The organism is Conyzicola sp. (genome assembly GCF_057073975.1).
Map to the genome: position 1 here is coordinate 63,866 of NZ_JBXMIS010000032.1, position 21,051 is coordinate 84,916.

Annotated in this window: 23 protein-coding genes and 4 tRNA genes; 6 read left to right on the forward strand and 21 right to left on the reverse strand. The window is 66.1% G+C overall.

Going from position 1 to position 21,051, the window contains the following annotated elements:
* Window positions 1-47 precede the first annotated feature (47 nt).
* Together rpsD and AC14A7_RS03005 are read right to left on the reverse strand one after the other, a co-directional pair.
* Window positions 48-677, reverse strand: a complete 630-nt coding sequence (gene rpsD, locus AC14A7_RS03000; RefSeq protein ID WP_484006404.1) for a 30S ribosomal protein S4 — start codon at window positions 675-677, stop codon at window positions 48-50.
* A 193-nt stretch (window positions 678-870) separates the two neighbouring features.
* Window positions 871-2,199, reverse strand: coding sequence for a replication-associated recombination protein A (locus tag AC14A7_RS03005; protein ID WP_484006405.1), 1,329 nt, complete (start codon window positions 2,197-2,199; stop codon window positions 871-873).
* A gap of 99 nt (window positions 2,200-2,298) precedes the next feature.
* Here AC14A7_RS03005 and AC14A7_RS03010 point away from each other — a divergent pair, with 99 nt between their 5' ends.
* From AC14A7_RS03010 to AC14A7_RS03020, 3 genes are all read left to right on the forward strand, one after another.
* Window positions 2,299-3,087 carry a peptidylprolyl isomerase gene (locus tag AC14A7_RS03010; RefSeq protein ID WP_484006406.1) on the forward strand — a complete coding sequence of 263 codons (789 nt, stop codon included), beginning with the start codon at window positions 2,299-2,301 and terminating at the stop codon, window positions 3,085-3,087.
* Window positions 3,088-3,172: 85 nt separating this feature from the next.
* Window positions 3,173-4,405 carry a DUF349 domain-containing protein gene (locus AC14A7_RS03015; protein ID WP_484006407.1) on the forward strand — a complete coding sequence of 411 codons (1,233 nt, stop codon included), beginning with the start codon at window positions 3,173-3,175 and terminating at the stop codon, window positions 4,403-4,405.
* Between the two features lie 76 nt (window positions 4,406-4,481).
* Complete coding sequence (locus tag AC14A7_RS03020) at window positions 4,482-5,051, forward strand: type IV toxin-antitoxin system AbiEi family antitoxin (RefSeq protein ID WP_484006408.1); 570 nt, start codon at window positions 4,482-4,484, stop codon at window positions 5,049-5,051.
* On the opposite strand, the gene AC14A7_RS03025 is transcribed toward AC14A7_RS03020, so the two are convergent.
* The 10 genes from AC14A7_RS03025 to AC14A7_RS03070 form a co-directional block, all read right to left on the reverse strand.
* On the reverse strand, window positions 5,038-7,296 hold the full coding sequence (locus AC14A7_RS03025; RefSeq protein ID WP_484006409.1) for a RelA/SpoT family protein: 2,259 nt from the start codon (window positions 7,294-7,296) through the stop codon (window positions 5,038-5,040). The two genes, AC14A7_RS03020 and AC14A7_RS03025, sit on opposite strands and share 14 nt — an antisense overlap.
* 21 nt (window positions 7,297-7,317) lie before the next feature.
* A complete protein-coding gene (locus AC14A7_RS03030; protein WP_484006410.1) occupies window positions 7,318-7,656 on the reverse strand; it encodes a rhodanese-like domain-containing protein in 339 nt (112 codons plus the stop codon).
* Between the two features lie 5 nt (window positions 7,657-7,661).
* The gene (gene secF, locus AC14A7_RS03035; protein ID WP_484006411.1) at window positions 7,662-8,678 is read right to left on the reverse strand and encodes a protein translocase subunit SecF; all 1,017 of its coding nucleotides are present in this window, start codon (window positions 8,676-8,678) and stop codon (window positions 7,662-7,664) included.
* Window positions 8,678-10,417 carry a protein translocase subunit SecD gene (secD, locus tag AC14A7_RS03040; protein ID WP_484006412.1) on the reverse strand — a complete coding sequence of 580 codons (1,740 nt, stop codon included), beginning with the start codon at window positions 10,415-10,417 and terminating at the stop codon, window positions 8,678-8,680. The genes secF and secD overlap by 1 nt, the downstream gene beginning before the upstream one ends.
* 94 nt (window positions 10,418-10,511) lie before the next feature.
* A complete protein-coding gene (locus AC14A7_RS03045) occupies window positions 10,512-10,946 on the reverse strand; it encodes a preprotein translocase subunit YajC (RefSeq protein ID WP_484006413.1) in 435 nt (144 codons plus the stop codon).
* A 64-nt stretch (window positions 10,947-11,010) separates the two neighbouring features.
* A complete protein-coding gene (gene ruvB, locus AC14A7_RS03050) occupies window positions 11,011-12,033 on the reverse strand; it encodes a Holliday junction branch migration DNA helicase RuvB (protein ID WP_484006414.1) in 1,023 nt (340 codons plus the stop codon).
* Window positions 12,030-12,647: a Holliday junction branch migration protein RuvA gene (gene ruvA, locus AC14A7_RS03055; protein WP_484006415.1), complete on the reverse strand. Its 618-nt coding sequence runs from the start codon at window positions 12,645-12,647 to the stop codon at window positions 12,030-12,032. The genes ruvB and ruvA overlap by 4 nt, the downstream gene beginning before the upstream one ends.
* A gap of 32 nt (window positions 12,648-12,679) precedes the next feature.
* Entirely contained in the window at window positions 12,680-13,246 is a 567-nt protein-coding gene (gene ruvC / locus AC14A7_RS03060) for a crossover junction endodeoxyribonuclease RuvC (protein WP_484006416.1), read from the reverse strand.
* A 3-nt stretch (window positions 13,247-13,249) separates the two neighbouring features.
* Window positions 13,250-14,011: a YebC/PmpR family DNA-binding transcriptional regulator gene (locus AC14A7_RS03065; protein ID WP_484006417.1), complete on the reverse strand. Its 762-nt coding sequence runs from the start codon at window positions 14,009-14,011 to the stop codon at window positions 13,250-13,252.
* A gap of 52 nt (window positions 14,012-14,063) precedes the next feature.
* Window positions 14,064-14,669: a hypothetical protein gene (locus AC14A7_RS03070; RefSeq protein ID WP_484006418.1), complete on the reverse strand. Its 606-nt coding sequence runs from the start codon at window positions 14,667-14,669 to the stop codon at window positions 14,064-14,066.
* Between the two features lie 30 nt (window positions 14,670-14,699).
* Here AC14A7_RS03070 and AC14A7_RS03075 point away from each other — a divergent pair, with 30 nt between their 5' ends.
* Entirely contained in the window at window positions 14,700-15,089 is a 390-nt protein-coding gene (locus AC14A7_RS03075) for a hypothetical protein (protein ID WP_484006419.1), read from the forward strand.
* On the opposite strand, the gene pdxT is transcribed toward AC14A7_RS03075, so the two are convergent.
* From pdxT to AC14A7_RS03120, 9 genes are all read right to left on the reverse strand, one after another.
* Window positions 15,074-15,712 carry a pyridoxal 5'-phosphate synthase glutaminase subunit PdxT gene (gene pdxT / locus AC14A7_RS03080; protein WP_484006420.1) on the reverse strand — a complete coding sequence of 213 codons (639 nt, stop codon included), beginning with the start codon at window positions 15,710-15,712 and terminating at the stop codon, window positions 15,074-15,076. The two genes, AC14A7_RS03075 and pdxT, sit on opposite strands and share 16 nt — an antisense overlap.
* Window positions 15,663-16,571, reverse strand: a complete 909-nt coding sequence (gene pdxS, locus AC14A7_RS03085; protein WP_484006421.1) for a pyridoxal 5'-phosphate synthase lyase subunit PdxS — start codon at window positions 16,569-16,571, stop codon at window positions 15,663-15,665. The genes pdxT and pdxS overlap by 50 nt, the downstream gene beginning before the upstream one ends.
* Before the next feature lie 51 nt (window positions 16,572-16,622).
* The gene (locus tag AC14A7_RS03090; protein ID WP_484006422.1) at window positions 16,623-17,186 is read right to left on the reverse strand and encodes an HIT family protein; all 564 of its coding nucleotides are present in this window, start codon (window positions 17,184-17,186) and stop codon (window positions 16,623-16,625) included.
* Window positions 17,187-17,188: 2 nt separating this feature from the next.
* Window positions 17,189-19,135: a threonine--tRNA ligase gene (gene thrS / locus AC14A7_RS03095; protein WP_484006423.1), complete on the reverse strand. Its 1,947-nt coding sequence runs from the start codon at window positions 19,133-19,135 to the stop codon at window positions 17,189-17,191.
* A 26-nt stretch (window positions 19,136-19,161) separates the two neighbouring features.
* Window positions 19,162-19,806: an HAD-IA family hydrolase gene (locus tag AC14A7_RS03100; protein ID WP_484006424.1), complete on the reverse strand. Its 645-nt coding sequence runs from the start codon at window positions 19,804-19,806 to the stop codon at window positions 19,162-19,164.
* Between the two features lie 22 nt (window positions 19,807-19,828).
* Window positions 19,829-20,239, reverse strand: coding sequence for a DUF1801 domain-containing protein (locus AC14A7_RS03105; protein ID WP_484006425.1), 411 nt, complete (start codon window positions 20,237-20,239; stop codon window positions 19,829-19,831).
* A gap of 97 nt (window positions 20,240-20,336) precedes the next feature.
* Window positions 20,337-20,408: transfer RNA gene (locus tag AC14A7_RS03110), tRNA-Val, on the reverse strand.
* Between the two features lie 48 nt (window positions 20,409-20,456).
* A tRNA-Cys gene (locus AC14A7_RS03115) sits at window positions 20,457-20,527 on the reverse strand.
* Window positions 20,528-20,567: 40 nt separating this feature from the next.
* Window positions 20,568-20,639, reverse strand: a tRNA-Gly gene (locus AC14A7_RS03120).
* A gap of 114 nt (window positions 20,640-20,753) precedes the next feature.
* On the opposite strand from AC14A7_RS03120, the gene AC14A7_RS03125 reads away from it, so the two are divergent.
* Both AC14A7_RS03125 and AC14A7_RS03130 read left to right on the forward strand, forming a co-directional pair.
* Window positions 20,754-20,829: transfer RNA gene (locus AC14A7_RS03125), tRNA-Val, on the forward strand.
* Window positions 20,830-20,849: 20 nt separating this feature from the next.
* Window positions 20,850-21,051, forward strand: a 202-nt coding sequence (locus tag AC14A7_RS03130; RefSeq protein ID WP_484006426.1) for an SDR family NAD(P)-dependent oxidoreductase, incomplete at its 3' end; no start/stop codon positions are given.

The window sequence follows — 21,051 nt, forward strand, 5'->3', positions numbered from 1 at the left end:
GCAAAAGGCCCGGAGCGCACTGCCCCGGGCCTTTCTGAACGACGGTGTTAGCGCGCCGCGTAGTACTCGACGACGAGCTGCACTTCACAGGTCACGGGGACCTCTGCGCGCTTCGGGCGGCGAACGAGCGTCGCGCGGAGCTTGTCGATCTCGACCTCGAGGTAGCCAGGGGTCTTCGGCAGAACGTCGACGTGGCCTCCGGCTGCGGCGACCTGGAAGATCTCCATGCCCTCGGACTTCTCCTTGACGTGAACGAGCTGCCCCGGCTTCACGCGGAACGAGGGGCGGTCGACGAGCTGGCCGTCGACCAGGATGTGACGGTGCACGACCATCTGGCGAGCCTGCGCGGTGGTGCGGGCGATCGCGGAGCGAACCAGGATGGCGTCGAGACGCATCTCGAGCTGCTCGACGAGGTTCTCACCGGTCAGGCCGGCGGCCTTGCGGGCCTCCTCGAACTGGATCTTGAGCTGGGCCTCGCGGATGCCGTACTGGGCGCGCAGACGCTGCTTCTCGCGAAGGCGGACGGCGTAGTCGCTGTCCTGCTTGCGCTTGGTGCGGCCGTGCTCACCCGGAGCGTACGGGCGCTTCTCGAGGTACTTGGCTGCCTTCGGGGTCAGGGCGATGCCCAGCGCGCGCGAGAGGCGGGTCTTGCTGCGGGTACGTGACTTGGTAGACACAGTGTCCTTACGTGTAGATCAACAGATGGAAACCGAGCCGCTCGCGAGCACGCATGCGCGCGCAAAACTCTCGGTGAAGTTAGAGGGATGTGTCCGGCGAAGCGGGGCGGCTAAAGCCCTGCGCCTCTCGATCGGTGACCTCGTCTGCAGCCGCGCTTCAGAGATCGGATCGTGGAACCGGTCAAGAATACCACTACTTGCCCCGAATAATGCGCTTGAGCTTGTCCCAGCGCGCCGAGACCTCTCGCTCGTTGCCGTGCTCCGTGGGTCGGTAGTAGCTCGCTCCGAGGAGCTCGTCTGGCAGGTACTGCTGCGGTACCACCCCGAGCTCTGAGTCGTGGGAGTACTTGTACCCGGCTCCGTGGCCCAGCTTCTTAGCGCCGGCGTAGTGCGCGTCGCGCAGGTGCGTCGGCACGCGGCCGAGCTTTCCAGCCTTGACGTCGGCGACAGCGGAGTTGATCGCGTTGTACGCGGCGTTCGACTTCGGGGCGGTAGCCAGGTAGATGACGGCCTCGGCGAGCGGGATGCGCCCCTCCGGAAGCCCGATCAGCTGTACGGCATCGGCCGCGGCCACGGCAATCACGAGCGCCTGGGGGTCGGCCATGCCGACGTCCTCCGCTGCGCTGATGATGACGCGGCGGGCGATGAACCGCGGATCCTCCCCCGCCTCCAGCATGCGAGCGAGGTAGTGGATGGCGGCATCCGCATCCGATCCGCGGATCGATTTGATGAAGGCGCTGATCACGTCGTAGTGCTCGTCGCCCTGCCGGTCGTAGCGCAGCAGTGCGCGGTCGACGGCGCGCGACACTGTCTCGGCCGTGACCACCGGTGTGGCGTCATCCGAGTCGGTCGATGCCGACAGCGCAGCGGCCTCGAGAGCCGTGAGCGCGCGACGGGCGTCACCAGACGAGAGGTGCACGATCGCGTCTCTCGCGCTCGGCTCGAGCACGACCTTGGCGTTGAGGCCCTGCGGTGCGGCAACGGCGCGGTCGATTACCTCGGCCAGATCGTCGTCGGTGAGCTGCTGCAGGGTGAGCAGAAGCGAGCGCGACAACAGGGGCGAGATGACGGAGAACGACGGATTCTCCGTCGTGGCTGCCACCAGGATGACCCAGCCGTTCTCGACACCGGGCAGCAGGGCGTCTTGCTGGGCCTTGGTGAAGCGGTGGATCTCATCGAGGAACAGCACCGTGGAGATGCCGTAGAGGTCGCGGCGCGACAGCGCCTCCTCCATGACCTGGCGCACATCCCTGACGCCGGCAGTCACGGCCGACAGCTCGACGAAGTGCCGACCGGAGGTGTGGGCAACGATCTTGGCCAGCGTCGTCTTGCCAGTGCCGGGAGGGCCACACAGGATGATGGACACAGAGCCCTGCTCGCCCGTGCGGTCGGTGGCGAGACTGACCAGCGGCGATCCGGCACGTAGCAGGTGCTTCTGCCCGGCGACCTCGTCGAGGGACGTCGGTCGCATACGCACGGCGAGGGGCGTCGCGCCGCTCCGCAGGCCGGGCTGGGCATTCATAGGCACATGCTAGCCGCGGCGGCTGATACGCATTTGGCCGGGCATCTGGCACCCCGTAAAGTTCAGGAGGGCAATCGCCCGAGGCTCTCTGGAGGAACCGTGGCATCGAGCAAGAACCAGGAACGCGAAGCACGCGAGGCGCGCGAGCGACTCCAGCGCTACAACGCCAGGCAGGCCGTGCACACGCACCAGGTCAAGCGCCGCAAGCGCGACAACCTCGTCGCGGCCGGAGCCGTGCTCGTGGTCGCTGCCCTTGCCACCGTCATCCAGGTGTTCTACTTCACCACCGGTCCAGGGGCTCCGACCCCTGTGCCGTCCGCCAGCGCGTCCGCCTCCGCGGACGGAGCGAACGTGGGCGACGTACCGTCGCCCGACGTGTCGGAGTACCGCGCCTGGTCTGGCCAGCTCGACCTCAACGACATCCCGCTGACCTTCACGCTCGACGGAGCCGCTGCACCCCAGGCCGTAGCGGCCTTCGTTACTGACGTGCAGAGCGGCTACTACGTCGGGAAGTCGTGCCACCGGCTCGTCGTCGCGGAAGGCGCGGGGCTCATCCAGTGCGGCTCCGCTACCGGAGACGGCCAGTCCGACCCCACATACTCCTACGGGCCCATCGAGAACGCGCCAGCCGACGAGCTCTACGTGACCGGCACCATCGCGATCGCCAACAACGGCTCCGCCTACGGACAGGGGCGCCAGTTCTTCATCGTCTTCGACGACACGACCCTTCCGGCGGGAACGTCGGGCGGATACACCGTGATCGGCACCGTTACCCTCGGCCTCGATCAGCTGGAGTCGCAGATCGTCTCCGGCGGCATCACGCCGGCAGAGGCAACCGACGGCGCTCCCGCAATCCCGACGACCATCACCGGAGCATCCGTCCAGTAGACCGATACGCGCCGAAATGCGCGTGCCCTAGGCTGGTGACCGGTCGAACCGTGGGCCGAGGCCCCCGAGAACAAGGTGAAACAACGTGGTATCTAACGATCAGGCTCCATGGGGTCGCGTCGATGAGACAGGAACTGTCTTCGTTCGCGAGGAATCCGGTGAGCGCGCGGTCGGCCAGTACCCCGACGGCACGCCGGAGGAGGCACTCGCCTACTTCCAGCGAAAGTTCACCGAGCTCGCGGGCCAGGTGACCCTGCTCGAACAGCGGGCGAAGCGTGGCGCCCCTGCCGCCGACATCGCCAAGACGGTCAAGACGCTGTCCTTGACCATCTCGACGGCCAATGCGGTTGGCGACCTCGCGTCCCTTGCCAAGCGCCTCGAGGCGCTCAGCGGAACCGTCGGGGAGCTCACAGAGAAGCAGTCAGAGGAGTCGAAGGCGGCCGTGCAGGCAGCCATCGCCGAGCGCACGGCCATTGTGGTCGAGGCAGAGACCCTCGCCGCACAGGACCCGGCCAAGGCCCAGTGGAAGCAGGTCAGCGCGACTCTCGACGAGATCTTCGCCCGCTGGCAGAAGCACCAGGCCGATGGCCCGCGGCTTCCCAAGAACGAGGGCAACGAGCTCTGGAAGCGCTTCAAGGACGCGCGACAGACCATCGACACCCACCGCAAGGCCTTCTTCTCCGAGCTCGACTCGGTGCATCGCGACGCCCGCAACAAGAAGCAGGAGCTCGTCGAGAAGGCAGAGGCGCTCATCCCCAAGGGCGCGGACGGTGTTCCGGCCTACCGTGCGCTGCTCGACCAGTGGAAGCTTGCTGGCCGTGCTGGCAAGAAGCTCGACGACTCGCTGTGGGCCAAGTTCAAGGCCGCCGGTGATGCCATCTACTCGGCGAAGTCAGAGGTCGACGCACAGGACAACGTCGAGTTCGAGGCGAACCTCGCCGCCAAGCTCGAGCTGCTGGCCGAGGCGGAGCCCTTGCTCACCGAGACCGACCGGGCGAAGGCGAAGGATGCTATCGCATCCATTCAGCGCCGCTGGGAGAAGATCGGCAAGGTTCCCCGCGACAAGGTGAAGACGGTCGAAGACCGGCTTCGCAAGGTCGAGACGGCGATTCGCAAGCTCGATGAGGACCACTGGAACCGCACCGACCCAGAGAAGGTGGCCCGCGCAGAAGGCTTCGCCGGTCAGCTGGCCGAGGCCATCGCCAAGCTGGAGCGTGAGCTGGAGGCAGCAAAGGCCTCCGGCGACAAGAAGAAGATCACCGAGGCCCAGGAGGCTCTCGACACCCGCAAGGCGTGGCTGAAGACCCTCTCCTCGTAGCTGTGCACACGGGTGACTAGCCCACAGATTCCGACTTTCTCCGCCGCCGACATCACGCGTCGTGGATGCTCGTCGCATGACGAGACTCCGTGGTGTCATCTCGACCGCCGACCTGCCGCTCGCCGAGTTGAGCGCAGCACGGCTCGACGGCGAGGTCTACGCCGTTGACGACGGCTTCTCCCCCATCGACGTGCCGTGCGGCCCGTTCGAGCGCGCCGCATCGATCGCTGGGTACTGCCAGGGGCGCCTCATGGCGGAGCAGCGCACCGCCGCCTGGATCTGGGGGGCACTGGGGCAGGCGCCCACGCGTCACGAGCTGTGCGCGAGTCTTGGGGCCAGAGCGCGGCCCGCATTCCCCATTCGAACGATCGTGCGTGAGGTGGTGATCGACGCCGGCGAGTTCGTCATCATCGGCGGCATCCCGGTGACCACGCCCCTTCGCACTGTCATCGACATTGCCAGGTTCACCGCCGACTACGGCACCGACGAGCGTGAGGTGGTCAGCGCGCTCTGCGCCGAGTTCGACATCTCGTTGGAGCGATGCAGGTCAGAGATGGATGCGAGAACGAACCTGCCGAACAAGCGCCTCGCCCTCGAGCGCCTCGCCTCGACCCTGGCGCACCCCGCAGCTGCTATCCGGAGTTGACGCGATACACGTCGTACACGGCATCAATACGCCGCACGGCGCTCAGCACGCGATCGAGGTGCGTGGTGTCCCCCATCTCGAAGACGAAACGGCTGAGCGCCAGGCGCTCGCTCGACGTCGAGACCGTCGCAGAGAGGATGTTGACGTGGTTCTCACTGAGCACGCGCGTGACATCAGAGAGCAGCCCAGAGCGGTCGAGTGCCTCGATCTGAATCTGCACAAGGAAGACGCTCTTCGACGATGGCGCCCATTCGACCTCGATCATGCGCTCCGGCTCGGTGAGCAGGTTCTTGACGTTGATGCAGTCGTTGCGGTGAACGGATACGCCCGCGCCGCGAGTGACAAATCCGACGATGTCGTCGCCCGGCACCGGAGTGCAGCACTTCGCGAGTTTGACGAGGATGTCGGGAGCACCGCGAACCAGCACGCCGGAGTCGCTGTTGCGCAGCTGGCGGCTGCGCCCCTTCGGCGTGAAGGTGATCTCCGAGTCCTCCTGGTCGGCCTCCTGGGTGAGCGAGGCAAGCACCTTCTCGATCACTGACTGGGTCGACACGTGACCCTCGCCGACCGCGGCGTACAGGCCGGAGACATCCTCGAAGCGCAGCTGGTGGGCCACGTCGTTGAAGATGTCCTGGCTCATGAGCTTCTGCAAGGGGAGGTTCTGCTTGCGCATGGCTCGCGCTATCGAGTCGCGCCCCTGCTCGATGGCCTCGTCGCGGCGCTCCTTGGTAAACCAGCCGCGGATCTTGTTGCGGGCCCGCGGGCTCCGAACGAAGTTGATCCAGTCCTGGCTCGGCCCCGCATCCGGGTTCTTCGACGTGAAGATCTCGACGCTGTCGCCCGACTGCAGCTCGCTCTCGAGGGGCACCAGCCGGCCGTTCACCTTCGCACCCATGGTGCGGTGACCAACCTCGGTGTGAACGGCGTAGGCGAAGTCGACCGGCGTCGCTCCGGCGGGCAGCCCGATGACCTTGCCCTGCGGCGTGAAGACGTAGACCTCTTTCGCGCCGATCTCGAAGCGAAGGCTGTCGAGGAACTCGCCGGGGTCGCTGGTCTCGGCCTGCCAGTCGCTGATGTGCGCGAGCCACGCCATATCGGCGTCGTCCTTCGAGCCGGTCGTCAGGTCGGCCTTGCCGCCGTTGTTGACGCGCTCCTTGTACTTCCAGTGCGCGGCCACGCCGAACTCGGCGCGCTGGTGCATCTCATGCGTTCTGATCTGAATCTCGACTGCGCGCCCATCGGGGCCGATGACCGTGGTGTGCAGGGACTGGTAGAGGTTGAACTTGGGGGTTGCGATGTAGTCCTTGAAGCGCCCGGGGATCGGGTTCCACCGTGCGTGAATAGCACCGAGAACGGCGTAGCAGTCGCGAACGGAGTTCACGAGCACGCGGATTCCGACCAGGTCGTAGATCTCGTCGAACTCGCGACCGCGCACGATCATCTTCTGGTAGATCGAGTAGTACTGCTTCGGGCGACCGGCGACAGATCCCTTGATCCTCGACGCCTTCAGGTCGTCGTTGACCGCATCGATGACGTTCTGAACGAACTCCTCGCGCTGCGGAGTGCGCTGGCGCACCAGGTTCTCGATCTCGACGTAGAGCTTCGGGTAGAGCACAGAGAACGAGAGGTCCTCCAGCTCCCATTTGATGGTCTGGATGCCGAGCCGGTGAGCGAGCGGCGCATAGATCTCGAGCGTCTCCTGCGCCTTGCGCTGCGCACTCTCCGTCGGTACGAAGCCCCAGGTGCGCGCGTTGTGCAGCCGATCGGCGAGCTTGATCACGAGAACACGGATGTCCTTCGACATCGCGACGACCATCTTGCGAACGGTCTCTGCCTGGGCGCTGTCGCCGTACTTGAGCTTGTCGAGCTTGGTGACGCCGTCGACGAGCATGGCGACCTCGTCGCCGAAGTCCTTGCGCAGCATGTCGAGCGTGTAGTCGGTGTCTTCCACCGTGTCATGCAGCAGCGCCGCGGCGAGCGTCTTCGACCCGATGCCGAGGTCGGCCAGGATCTGGGCGACCGCCACAGGGTGGGTGATGTAGGGCTCGCCGCTCTTGCGCTTCTGACCGGAGTGCGCCTTCTCCGCCGCGGTGTACGCGCGCTCGATGAGGGCGATGTCGGCCTTGGGATGGTGCAGTCGCACCGTCTTGATCAGCCGGTCGACGGCGCCAGCGGGCTGCGCGCGCGAGAAGATGCGGGGCAGGAGCGTGCGGAGGGAGGCGTTGCTCTGCGCAGTCTCGGTCATGAGAGTACCTCCACCGCGATTCTAGTTGAGCGGCGTCGGCGCGGCTGGGCGCACGACAGGTCCGCCGGCCCGTTCCCAGGCCGCCATGCCGCCGGTGACGGTGACCGCGGAGTAGCCAGCGTTGACGAGCGCCTCGGCAACGGTCTCCGATCGAACGCCGCTCGCGCAGATCACTACGTAGTTCGCGTCTTCGGCGAGGTCCACCGGGCCGGATCGCATCGTCGACAGGGCAAGGTGCGTCGCCCCGGGTGCGTGAACCGCATCCCACTCGTACTGCTCCCGCACATCGAGCAGCACGCTCGACCCTGCGACAAGGCTGATTGCCTCCTCCGCGGAGATGTGCTCGAGTTCTACGGCCACGACGACTAGCGCACCGCACCCGTCGTGCTGGCGGACCGCACCGTCGTCGTTCGCTGCGTGCGGCGCTGGAGATCAGGCTCGTTCTCCCGCAGCTGCGAGTACAGGGGCGCCGCGATGAAGATCGTCGAGTAGGTGCCGATCAGGATTCCGACGAGCAGCGAGAGTGCGATGTCGCGCAGGGTGCCAGCACCGAGCACCACGGCGCCGATGAAGAGGATCGCGGCAACGGGCAGCGCCGCAACGACACCCGTGTTGATCGAGCGCACGAGCGTCTGGTTGACGGCGAGGTTCACCGATTCGGCGAATGTGCGGGTGGACTCCGCGCCGTCCTCCGTCGTGTTCTCACGGATCTTGTCGAACACCACGACGGTGTCGTAGAGCGAGTATCCGAGGATCGTCAGGAAGCCGATCACCGCGGACGGGGTGATCTCGAAGCCAAGTGCGCCGTAGACACCCGCCGTGATGACGATGTCGTGCACGAGAGCGATGATCGCCGCGAGCGACATCTTCCACGTGCGGAAGTAGAGCGCCATGACGATACCGGCGAGGATGACGAAGATCACCAGCGCGCGAAGGGCGGCGCTCGTGATGTCAGCTCCCCACGACGGGCCGATGAAGGATGCCGTGACGTCGCCGCGCTCGACAGAGAAGGCCTCGGCGAGGGCCGCGCGCACGTCGTCGGACTGCGCGGAGGTCAGCTGGTCGGTCTGCACGCGCACAGCGTCGTCACCGATCGTGGTGACACGGGGCGACAGGTCGGCGACCGTGTTGTTGACGGTCTCCGTCGCGAGGTCCTGACGGGCGATCGAGTCGCCGTCGAAGTCCTGGATGGCGCCGACCTGAAACTCGGATCCGCCGCGGAACTCGATGCCGAAGACGAAGCCACCACGGGCGATCGGCAGCAGCACGGAGGCGAGAATCATCACCCCGGCGATGATGTACCAGGTCGTGCGTCGGCCGACGAAGTTGAAGGAGCGGGCCCCCGTGTAGAGGTCATTGCCGAACTTGGCCATGCGGTCCATCAGGAGTCCTTCCTCTCGGTGCCCTTAGCGGTCGGTTTTCCAGTGGCTGCCTGCTCCGCGGCCTTGCGCTCTGCGATGGTCTGGCGGCGAGCCGCCTCCTTCGCTGCACCCGTGGTCTTGGGGGTCGACGCCACCGGCGCTCTGAACTGTGCACGACCGCGGTAGACGGCACCGAGAGCGTTCGGGTCGAGTCCCGAGATCGGGTGTCCGCTGGAGAAGAACCGTGTCGTCGCGAGGAGCTGGAGGATCGGGTGCGTGAACAGCACGACGACGATGACATCGATCACCGTCGTGACGCCGAGGGTGAGCGCGAAACCGCGCACGTTGCCGATCGCGAGGATGAACAGCACGACCGCGGAGAGCAGGTTGACCGCCTTGGCGGCGAAGATGGTGCGCAGCGCGCGCTTCCATCCCGCCTCGACAGAGCTCACCAGGGAGCGACCGTCACGCAGCTCGTCGCGGATGCGCTCGAAGTAGACGATGAACGAGTCCGCGGTGAGACCGATCGCCACGATCAGACCGGCGACGCCGGCGAGCGAGAGCCGGTAGCCGTTGCGCCAGGCGAGGATGTTGATCACGAGGTAGGTGATCACGGCCGCGACGACAAGCGACGCGATCGTCACGCTGCCGAGCAGCCGGTACTGGAACAGCGAGTAGATGACGACGAGGATGAGGCCGATGAGGCCGGCGATGAGGCCGCTCTGCAGCTGCGAGCTTCCGAGCGTCGACGAGATGACCTCGGTGCTCTGGATCTCGAAGCCGATGGGCAGGGCGCCGAACTTGAGCTGGTCGGCCAGGGTCTTTGCCGACTCCTGGGTGAACGATCCGCTGATCTCCGGCTTGCCGTCGGAGATGACCGCGTTGGTGGTCGGGGCAGAGATGACCCGGCCGTCGAGCACGATGGCGAACTGGTTGTGCACATCGCCCTGGGGGTAGGCGAAGAGCCGCGTCGTGACCGCGGCAAACTGCTCTGTGCCCTCGGCGTTGAACTCGATGTAGACAGCCCAGCGGCCGGTGCTGGCACCCTGGCTGTTGGTCTGCACCCTGGCCGAGGCGTCTGAGATCGTCTCGCCCGCGACCTCGACAGGGCCGAGCACGAACTTCACGGTTCCGGAGTCGTCACAGGTGACGAGCGGCTCGGCCGCCGGTGCCACGTTTGCACCGGTTGCATCGAGCGTCGCGCAGTCGAAGGAGTTGTAGGTAGTGCGGATGTCCTCGCTGATCCACGCGTCGTCGCTCGCGTTCGACGGCGAGGCAGACGGCGCGGGCTCAGCCGTTGGCTCTGGCTCGCCGCTGGCCGAGGGGCTCGGGCTTGCACTCGGGTCGGCGACGATGCTGTTGGCTGCGGCATCCGTCAGCAGGACGGGGCGGAACTCGAGCTTCGCCGAGGACTGGATGCGCTCCTTCGTCGCGTCATCCGGCTCACCCGGGATCGCCACGACGATGTTCTTGTCGCCCTGGGTGGTGATCTCGGCCTCGGCCACACCGCTCGCGTCAACACGCTGACGGATGATGCTGACCGCTTGGGCGAGCTGGTCGGAGGTGACCTGCTGGTCGCTCTCGAGCTGCGGCGCGAGGATGATCTGCGTGCCGCCCTCGAGGTCGAGCGCGAGCTTCGGCGACCACGACCACCCGTCGGCGAGCACGCCCCACAGGTTGATACCGGTCAGGCCGATGATGATGACGAGGAGCCAGGCGAGCGATCGCCATGCCTTCTTGACCGGTGTCGTTCTTGCCACCTGCGAACTCAGCTTTCTATCACGGTGCCTCGCTCGCGCGACACGCACCCGCCCCAGCGGTCCTCCATGGACCGCCAGCACACAAGGCTAGTGGTTACTCGGCGCTCTTCTTTGCACGGGGGGCGCGCTTCTTCGGCTCCTCGGTGCGCTCGCCGAACTCCGGCTCGTCCTGCTTCGCGGCAAGCTCTGCCTCGCGGGCGGCTTCTTCGGCGTTGGCGATGGCGATTGCCTCCTCGACCGAGCGGGGTGCACCGGGCTCGACCGCATCAGCCTCGGTGATCACCTTGGCGATGGCGCCGGGGTGCAGGCGCACGACGGTACCGGGGCTGACCTCGATCTCAGCGATGTTGGCGATGCTGTCGATCGAGACGACGGTGCCGTAAAGGCCGAAGTTGGTCATGATGTCGACACCCGGCTTGAGCGCCTCCTTCTGCTGCTCCGCAGCCTCCTTGCGCTTCTTGCTGCTGCGCCAGGTGAAGAACACGAGGACGGCGAGAACGCCGAACATTGCAATAGTCAGGGGATCCATGGGGGGCCTTTCGGGGCAGGAAGTGGAAGGCGGTCATCGAGACCGCCAGAAGTCCACTCAGAAATTATAGGTCATCCCCGAAGAGCGCCTCTGTGTGCTGGCTGATGCCGAAGTGCTTCCACGCCTGGCGGGTAGCCACGCGCCCGCGCGGGGTGCGCGTGAGCAGTCCGATCCGCACGAGAAAGGGCTCGACGACCGACTCGATCGTCTCCGGCTCCTCGCCGACCGACACGGCGAGGGTGTTGAGTCCAACCGGTCCTCCGTCGAAGCGCGTCAAGATGACCTGCATGACCGCGCGGTCGAGGCGGTCGAGGCCGAGCTCGTCGACGTCGTAGAGGTGAAGGGCGGCCTGAACGGCATCCATGCCTGCTTCGGTTCCATTGACGAGGGCGAAGTCGCGCACCCGGCGCAGCAGGCGATTGGCGATGCGCGGGGTTCCGCGACTGCGACCGGCGATCTCGGCGAACGCGTCTGTCTCGACCGTGAGGTCGAGCAGCGCAGCTGCACGCTGCAGCACGAGCTCAAGCTCTGCCTCCTCGTAGAACTCGAGGTGCGCGGTGAAGCCGAAGCGATCACGAAGCGGGTTCGGCAGCAGCCCAGACCGTGTGGTGGCGCCGACGAGGGTGAACGGTGCGAGGTCGAGGGGAATGGATGTCGCGCCGGCGCCCTTGCCGACCATGATGTCGATGCGGAAGTCCTCCATCGCCAGGTAGAGCATCTCCTCAGCAGAGCGCGCCATCCGGTGGATCTCGTCGATGAAGAGCACCTCCCCCGGCGTGAGAGACGACAGCAGTGCGGCCAGGTCGCCTGCGTGCTGGATCGCCGGACCACTCGACATGCGCAGCGGGCGGTTGCTCTCATGGGCAACGATCATGGCGAGCGTCGTCTTGCCGAGACCGGGAGGCCCAGCGAGCAGGATGTGGTCGGGAGTTCGCGACTGCATCGCGGCAGCCTGCAGCAGCAGCTGCAACTGCCCGCGCACCTTCTGTTGTCCGACGAACTCCGCGAGGGACCGAGGGCGCAGTGCGCCCTCGAAAGCGAGCTCTGCGGCAGACTCCGGCGCGGCGTTGACGATCGCGTCGCTCACGCGTTGCTCCCCGTTCGAGCCTGCGGGCCGAGTGCCGCAAGGGCGAGGCGCAGCAGCGACTGCGTGTTGGCGAGGTCGCTCTCGCTCGCACTGCCAACGGCGTCGTCGATGGCCTGGCTGGCGACGCGCTCTGGCCAGCCGAGGCCGACCAGAGCCACCAGCACGCTCTCGGTGACCGACGGAGCGGCACGACGGGCGGGTGAGCTCGACGGGGCCACGAGCAGCTTTCCGGCGAGGGAGACGACGATGAGCTTCGCTGTCTTCGGGCCGATGCCGGAGACGGCTCGGAAGGCTCCGTCGTCTTCCGTCGCGACCGCGCGGGCGACCTCGGAGGGGGTGAGCACCGCGAGCACGCCGAGCGCGCTCTTGGGGCCGACGCCGGTGACACTGCGCAAGTGGTCGAAGACCTCGAGCTCCTCTGCCTCTGCGAAGCCGAACAGGCTGAGGTCGTCCTCGCGCACGATGAGGGCCGTGCGCACGAAGGCCTCACTGCCAATGCGAAGGCTGAGGCCGAAGCGCGGCGTCACCTGCATGGCAAGACCGACTCCCCCGACCTCGATGACCGCCGTGCTCCCGCTGGCGGCGAGCACCGTGCCCCGAACAGAGGAGATCATTGCAGAGCACCGTTCGAAGTCATGTTCGAATCTTAGAGCGCTCGCCCACGTGCCGCGCTCTTTTCCGCGGCGCGCCATGCGAGCTGCGCGGGTGTCATCGTGCCCTGCGATGCGACGCTGGGAGCACCACGCCAGGCATGGCAGATGGCGAGGGCAAGGGCATCGGCCGCATCGGCCGGCTTCGGCACCTCGGCGAGACCGAGGATGCGGGCGACCATGGTGCCGACCTGCGCCTTGTCGGCCGCACCGTATCCCGACACCGCAGCCTTGACCTCGCTGGGGGTGTGCAGGCCGACAGAGAGACCGCGCGCCGCAGCCGCGTGCATGGCGACGCCGCTGGCCTGCGCAGTGCCCATGACCGTGCGCAGGTTGTGCTGCGCGAACACCCGCTCCAGAGCGACCGCGGTCGGCGAATGCTCCTCGATCGCCGCGGCAATGCCGGTGCCGATGGCAAGCAGGCGCTTCTCGAGCTCCAGCTCTGGCGGGGTGCGGATGACGCCGACGTAGACGAGACGCGCTCGCCGATCTGGCGTGACATCCACGATCCCCACACCGCACCTGGTGAGCCCCGGGTCGATGCCGAGCACCCGGAGCGTCATCGGCTACTCGTCTTCGTCGAGCTGAGCCTGCACGTCGGCAGGGATCTCGAAGTTGGCGAAGACGTTCTGCACGTCCTCGTTGTCTTCGAGGGCATCGATGAGCTTGAACACCTTGCGGGCCGTCTCGACGTCGACCTCGACGGTGAGGTTCGGCACGAACTCCGCCTCCGACGAGTCGTAGTCGATACCGGCATCCTGCAGGGCGGTGCGAGCGGCGAGCAGCGACGAGGGGTCGGTGATGACCTCGAATCCGCCGCCGTGGTCCTTGACCTCTTCCGCTCCCGCATCGAGAACTGCCTCGAGGATGTCGTCCTCGGTGACGCCGTCGACCTTGGTGATCGAGATGACGCCCTTGCGGTTGAAGTTGTATGCAACGCTGCCGGGATCGGCCATGGTGCCGCCGTTGCGGCTCATGAGCGTGCGAACCTCTGCTGCCGCGCGGTTCTTGTTGTCGGTGAGGCACTCGATGAGGATCGCGACGCCGTTGGGGCCGTAGCCCTCGTACATGATCGTCTGGTAGTCGACGGCCTCGCCAAGCTGGCCAGAGCCGCGCTTGATCGCGTTGTCGATGTTCGAGTTGGGAACAGAGGTCTTCTTCGCCTTCTGCACCGCGTCGACGAGGGTCGGGTTGCCCGACATGTCGGCACCGCCGAGCTTGGCGGCAACCTCGATGTTCTTGATCAGCTTGGCGAAGGACTTAGCGCGACGCTGGTCCTTGATGGCCTTCTGGTGCTTGGTGGTTGCCCACTTGGAATGGCCTGACATCGTTCCCCTTGCTTCAAGATTTGCTCGACCATTGTAAGTCAGCGCGGCGAGCTCACCCCTGCACGCGCACGCCTGACGACCGAAGCTCGAGGTTGGCGAGCGTTCGCAGCACCTCTGGGTCGCTGCGGCGCCAGGCGCCGGCGACATCCGGGTCGATCGCAGCGAGGGCAGAGACGCGCTGGTTGGCCAGCGCGCGGAGGGCGAGCAGGTCGATGCTCGCACCCTGCTTGAGCATGGCCTTCGCCGTGCCGGCACGCCGGACGAAGCGGATGCGCGGAACGAGCCAGAAGACGAGGATCGTGAGGATGGGCAGCACCGCAATCCCGACGCCGAGCCCGGTGGCGAGCTGCTGCACCGCGACCTGCTGCGCCTGCCCTGCCTGCTCGAGCGTTCCGCCGGCGTCGGAGGCAGCGTCGAAGGGCGCCTTGATGCCGTCGCCGATGAGCCAGATGCCGCTGAGGGTGTCGCTGATATCGACCATCGTGCCCTTGAACCCGGCTCCAGCCTCCTCCATCTGCACCCCGAAGTCGGCGAGGTTCATCACGAGCGTGTAGACCGTGTAGCCGAGCCACGCCCACGCGGCGATCGCGGCGGCAGCGAGAACGTCGACGACGATCTGTCGGGAGCGGTGGCCAGCGTAGTCAGAGTAGAGCTTCATGGGTCCATGTTCCCCCACTACCGTTGACCCGTGGCCTGGTTTCGCATCTCCTTCGCAGAGAAGGCGTTCCTTCGCATCCTTTCCTCCCGGGGCCTGTCGCTCGACACGCTGCAGGTGGAGGACGGCGTCGACGCGATGCTGGAGTTCTACCGCGACCACAGAGCACAGCACACCCGCCTCGATGAGAACGGCGACGTGCTCGTGCTGCAGTGGAGCGACGCACGACTCGCCATCACACGTCAGCTGGTGCGCTCCGGCACAGACGGCCCGGTTATGCAGCTCTGCCTGGCCTTCGGCGTCGATCGAGGGCTGCCCGCTGCTGGGCAGGTGGTGCACTCCGACCCGACCGCGAGCCCAGCCGTGCCCGGGTTCTTCTCTGGCCCAGCGACGTCGACCAGCCTGACCTACGAGGCCTGCTGAACCTTCCGGAGGAAGTACTCGTGGAAGCGGGTATCACCCGTGATCTCCGGGTGGAAGCTCGTGCCGAGCAGGTTGCCCTGTTCCACCGCCACGATACGGCCGTCGGCGAGCTCGCCGAGTACGGTTACCTCATCGCCAACTGAGTCAACCACGGGTGCGCGGATGAAGACCGCGTGCACCGGCGGCTCCCCCAGCACCGGGATGTCGATGTCCGTCTCGAAGGAGTCGAGCTGGGATCCGAAGGCGTTGCGGCGCACCACGACGTCAAGTCCGCCGAGGCTCTGCTGCCCCGGGATGGCATCCTTCAGCGTGTCAGCGATCATGATCAGGCCGGCACACGTGCCGTACACCGGCAGACCGCTGGCTATCGCCGCCTTCAGCGGCTCGGCGAGGCCGAACAGCCGACTGAGCTTGTCCATGACGCTCGACTCACCGCCGGGAATGATGAGTCCGCCGATGGCCTCGAGCTCCTCCGAGCGCCGTACGGCGACCGCTTCCGCGCCGAGCGACCGCACGACCGCGAGGTGCTCGCGGAAGTCGCCCTGCAGGGCGAGAACGCCTACAGGGAGCGTCCTACCAGCCACGCTCGGCAAGGCGGTGCGGAGCGGGGATGTCGGCGACATTGATGCCGACGATCGCCTCGCCGAGACCGCGCGACACATCCGCGATGACCTTGGCGTCGTCGTAGAACGTCGTCGCCTTCACGATCGCGGCAGCGCGAGCGGCCGGGTTGCCCGACTTGAAGATGCCTGAGCCGACGAATACGCCATCGGCACCGAGCTGCATCATGAGCGCCGCGTCAGCCGGAGTGGCCACGCCACCCGCGGTGAACAGCACGACGGGCAGCTTGCCGGTCTCGCTGATCTCCTTGACCAGCTCGTAGGGCGCCTGCAGCTCCTTGGCGGCCACGTAGAGCTCGTCCTTCGTCATCGACGTGAGCTTCTTGATCTCGCTGTTGATGGTACGGATGTGGCGGGTCGCCTCCGAGACGTCGCCGGTTCCGGCCTCGCCCTTCGAACGGATCATGGCCGCGCCCTCGGTGATGCGGCGAAGCGCCTCGCCGAGGTTCGTTGCGCCGCACACGAAGGGAACGTCGAAGTTCCACTTGTCGATGTGGTTGACGTAGTCGGCGGGGCTGAGCACCTCTGACTCGTCGATGTAGTCGACTTTCAGCGCCTGCAGCACCTGGGCCTCGACGAAGTGGCCGATTCGCGCCTTCGCCATCACCGGGATCGACACCTCGGCGATGATCGAGTCGATGAGATCGGGGTCGCTCATGCGGGCGACTCCGCCCTGCGAGCGGATGTCGGCGGGAACGCGCTCGAGTGCCATGACGGCAACAGCGCCGGCGTCCTCTGCGATTCGCGCCTGCTCTGCGGTGACAACGTCCATGATGACACCGCCCTTGAGCATCTCGGCCAGGCCGCGCTTGACGCGGCTGGTGCCGGACTGGTCGGTGGGGGTGCTGGTGCTGGTGCTCATGGAGTCAATTCTACGTAGGTGGTCGAGGGTGGGTCTGAGGCCAAAGGCCGATTAGTGGTTGGCTGGCCAGCCGGCAGCGAGGTCGTCGCGCACCTCGCCGAGCAGCCGCGGAACAGCCTTGGCTCCCGCGATGATCGGAAAGAAGTTCGAGTCCTGCGCCCAGCGCGGCACGACGTGCTGGTGCAGGTGCGCCGCAATGCCCGCGCCAGCGACCTGACCCTGGTTCATGCCGATGTTGTAGCCGTGAGCGCGCGAGACCGAGGTCAGCACGCGCATCGCCGTCTGGGTGAGGCTACCGATCTCCGCGACCTCCTCTGCTGTCGCCTCGTCATAGGTCGCAACATGGCGGTATGGGCAGATCAGCAGGTGTCCGCTGTTGTAGGGGAAGAGGTTCAGCAGCACGTAGGCGTGCTCTCCGCGGGCGACGATGAGCGCCGTCTCGTCATCGAGGGTCGGGGCAATGCAGAACGGGCACTCGTCGGTGCCCGGCTGCTGGCCGTTCTCGATATACGCGATGCGATGCGGGGTCCAGAGCCGCTGGAACGAGTCGGGCACGGCCGCGAAGTCGCGTGAGCTCTCGACGTTCTCGTACTCCGTGCCGTCGTAGTCGCGCACGATCAGACCTGCGCCTTGCTGGCGATCGCGTCGAGGATGCGGTCGATTGCCGTCTCGACCGGCACGCCGTTCTCCTGATGGCCGTCGCGGTAGCGGAAGCTCACGGCGCCGGCCGCGCGGTCCTCCTCACCGGCAATGAGCTGGAACGGCACCTTCTGGAGCGTTGCGTTGCGGATCTTCTTCGGCATCCGGTCGCTCGACAGGTCGATCTCTGCGCGCACTCCCCTGGCCTTGAGCCGGGCGATCACCTCGCCGAGGTACTCCTCGTACTGCTCTGCTACAGGGATGCCGACGACCTGAACGGGAGACAGCCAGACCGGGAACGCCCCGGCATAGTGCTCGAGCAGGATCGCGAAGAACCGCTCGATCGAGCCGAGCAAAGCGCGGTGGATCATGATCGGCTGCTGGCGGGTGCCATCGGCGGCCGTGTACTGGAGGTTGAACCGCTCCGGCTGGTTGAAGTCGAGCTGCACGGTGGAGAGCTGCCAGGTGCGGCCGATCGCATCCATGGCCTGAACAGAGATCTTCGGGCCGTAGAAGGCAGCTCCACCCGGGTCGTCGATGAGGGTGAGCCCGGATTCGATGCCGACCTCGCGCAGGGTGTCGGTCGCCTCCTGCCACTGCTCATCGGTTCCGACCGACTTCTCTGGATCGCGTGTCGAGAGCTCGAGGTAGAAGTTCTCGAGCCCGTAGCCGCGCAGGGTCTCGAACACGAACTCGAGCTGGCCCTTGATCTCGTCTTTGACCTGCTCTGGCGTTACGTAGATGTGCGCGTCGTCCTGGGTGAGGCCGCGCACGCGGGTGAGTCCCTGAAGGGTGCCGCTCTTCTCGTAGCGGTAGACCGTGCCGAACTCGGCGAGCCGCAGTGGCAGCTCACGGTAGCTGCGGCCACGGGCGTCGAAGATCAGGTTGTGGAACGGGCAGTTCATCGGCTTGAGGTAGTAGTCCTGCCCCTGGCGGGTGATGTTGCCGTCTGCGTCTGCCTCCTCATCGAGGTGCATCGCGGGGAACATGCCGTCCTGGTACCACTGCAGGTGACCGCTCGTCTCGAAGAGCGTTCCCTTGGTGATGTGGGGCGAGTAGACCTGCTCGTAGCCGTGCGCGATGAGCCGCTCTCGCATGTACTTCTCGATCTCCGCCCGCACCACGCCACCCTTGGGGTGGAATACCGCGAGGCCGGAGCCGATCTCGTCGGGGAACGAGAACAGGTCGAGCTCGCTTCCCAGCTTTCGGTGGTCGCGCTTGGCGGCCTCCTCGAGTCGCTCCGTGTAGGCGCGCAGTTCGTCCTTGGTCGGCCACGCCGTGCCGTAGACCCGCTGCAGCTGCTTGTTCTTCTCCGAGCCTCGCCAGTAGGCAGCGGCCGTGCGCATGAGCTTGTAGCCGTTGCCGATCTGGCGAGTGCTTGGCAGATGCGGTCCGCGGCACAGGTCTTTCCAGTAGACCTCGCCGGTCTTGGCATCGACGTTGTCGTAGATGGTGAGCTCTGCGCCGCCAACCTCCACGTCTTCGCCGTCGCTGCCCGCGCCCTTGAGGCCGATGAGCTCGAGCTTGTAGGGCTCGTCTGCCATCTCTGCTCGCGCCTCGTCCTCGGTGACAACGCGGCGAACGAATCGCTGGCCCTGCTTGATGATGCGCTCCATGGCCTTGTCGATGGCCTTGAGGTCCTCCGGCGTGAACGGGGTCTCGACGTCGAAGTCGTAGTAGAAGCCGTCGGTGACGGGCGGGCCGATGCCGAGCCTGGCATCCGGGTTGATCTGCTGCACCGCCTGCGCGGTAACGTGCGCCGCGGAGTGACGCAGGATGTTGAGGCCGTCGGCACTAGAGATCTCCACCGGCTCGACGGTGTCGGAATCGGTGACCGTCGCCGCCAGGTCCTTCAGTTCCCCGTTGACCCGCATAGCCACGATGCTTCGGTCAGTGAACAGGTCGAACCCGGTCTTCGCACTCATTCCACCAACTTTAGCTGCCGCGAAGATCAGCGAAGGACGATGGTGAAGCCGTCCCCGGACGGGTCGACCGAGGCGTCGGAGTAGTCGGTGATGCGTGGAAGACCGCGTGTGGCCTCTGATGAGTGCGGGCCGACGACAACGACCCGCATCCCGGCCGCGAGACCGGCGAGAATGCCGGCCTCCGCGTCTTCGAAGACGACGCAGTCGGCCGGCTCAATACCGAGGGCAGCGGCCGCTGTCAGATATGGATCTGGCGCAGGCTTGCCGCGATCGACGTCCTCTGCCCCCACGAGCACCTGCGGTGCGCGGATACCGCACAGTCGGAGACGAAGTGCAGCAAGCTCCCGTGGCGCGGAGGTCACCACAGCGAACCCGCGGTCGGGCACGAGCGCGGTGAACGCCGCAGCCCCCGGGATCTCGACGATGCCGTCATTCTGGGTCAGCTCGTACTCCGCGAGGTCGTCGGCCGCGCGGATCGCGTCGATGGCGGGAGCGTGCCGCCGGATCGTGTCTACGGCCTTCACGCCATGCGAGGTCGAGAGCAGTTCGACGATGTCGATGTCGTGCTGTGCTGCGAACCGACCCCAGACCTGCTCGACGACGGCCGTGGAGTCGACGAGAGTGCCATCCATGTCGAACAGGATGGCGCGGGCAGGCAGTCGGGAGGTCACTGGTCAATACTGCCGTGCTCAGTCAGGAGTTGGGGTCGCGCTCCATGGCCGCACGGATCAGCTGCTCCAGCACCCTCGTGTCGATGTCGCCGAGTTTCTTGACGTAGATGCAGCTCTTGGCGGTCGTGTGCTTGCCGAGAGCCGCGGCCAGCTCCGGGTTCTCCTCGTAGGCGCCGTGCAGCCCGTACAGGCTCTGTGACGCCTTGCGCGGCGAGTAGCCGACGGTCATCCATTCACCCTGACTCGAGCGACCGGTGTAGTGGAAGGTGCCGAACCCGACGATGGCCGGACCCCACATGACGGCCGGCTCGCCGGTGGCGCGCTCGAACAGCTCCTTGAGGGCGATGCCGTCGGCTCGGCGCACCGGGTCCTCGATGCTCGCAAGAAACTCGTCGACACTGCCGTCATTGGCAGTCGTCTTGATCTCAGCCATGACTGATTATCGCGCCGGACGGCCTCGAGCCGAGCATGATTTCTGCCGCCAACGACGAAGACCCCGGCAGTTGCCGGGGTCTTCGTCGTTTTGTGTGTGAGCGATACTGGGATCGAACCAGCGACCTCTTCCGTGTCAGGGAAGCGCGCTACCGCTGCGCCAATCGCTCATGCTGATATTCAGTTGTAGAGACATCCATGTTACTGGATGTCACTTGAGGTGAAGACGGGATTCGAACCCGTGTGGACGGCTTTGCAGGCCGCTGCCTAGCCTCTCGGCCACTCCACCAAACGGCGGAAGCCGTCGGCGGACCGACTGCTTCCCCTCGAGCGGATGACGAGATTCGAACTCGCGACCCTCACCTTGGCAAGGTGATGCGCTACCACTGCGCCACATCCGCATTGCAAGCATTTCTGCGTGCGTAGATGACCCTATCCGATGATTCCGATGAGAGCCAATCGTGTGACCATCGTGTCGCAAAAGCTATGGCAGGATTATGCAGCAGCAAGCTTTTGGGCGATTGGCGCAGTTGGTAGCGCGCTTCCTTCACACGGAAGAGGTCATCGGTTCGAGTCCGGTATCGCCCACCATGTCCAGGAAATCGGCAGTCGTGACAGGCGCCTCGACCGGCATCGGCCGGGCCAGTGTCGCAGAACTCGTTGCTGCTGGCCTGCACGTCTGGGCGACGGTGCGCACAGAGCAGGATGCCGCGAACCTCACGGCGGAGTTCGGCGACTCGGTGACTCCCCTGCTTGTCGACCTGCTTGACGACGAGTCGGTGCGCGCCGCTGGGGCCCGTGTCGTCGCGGCCG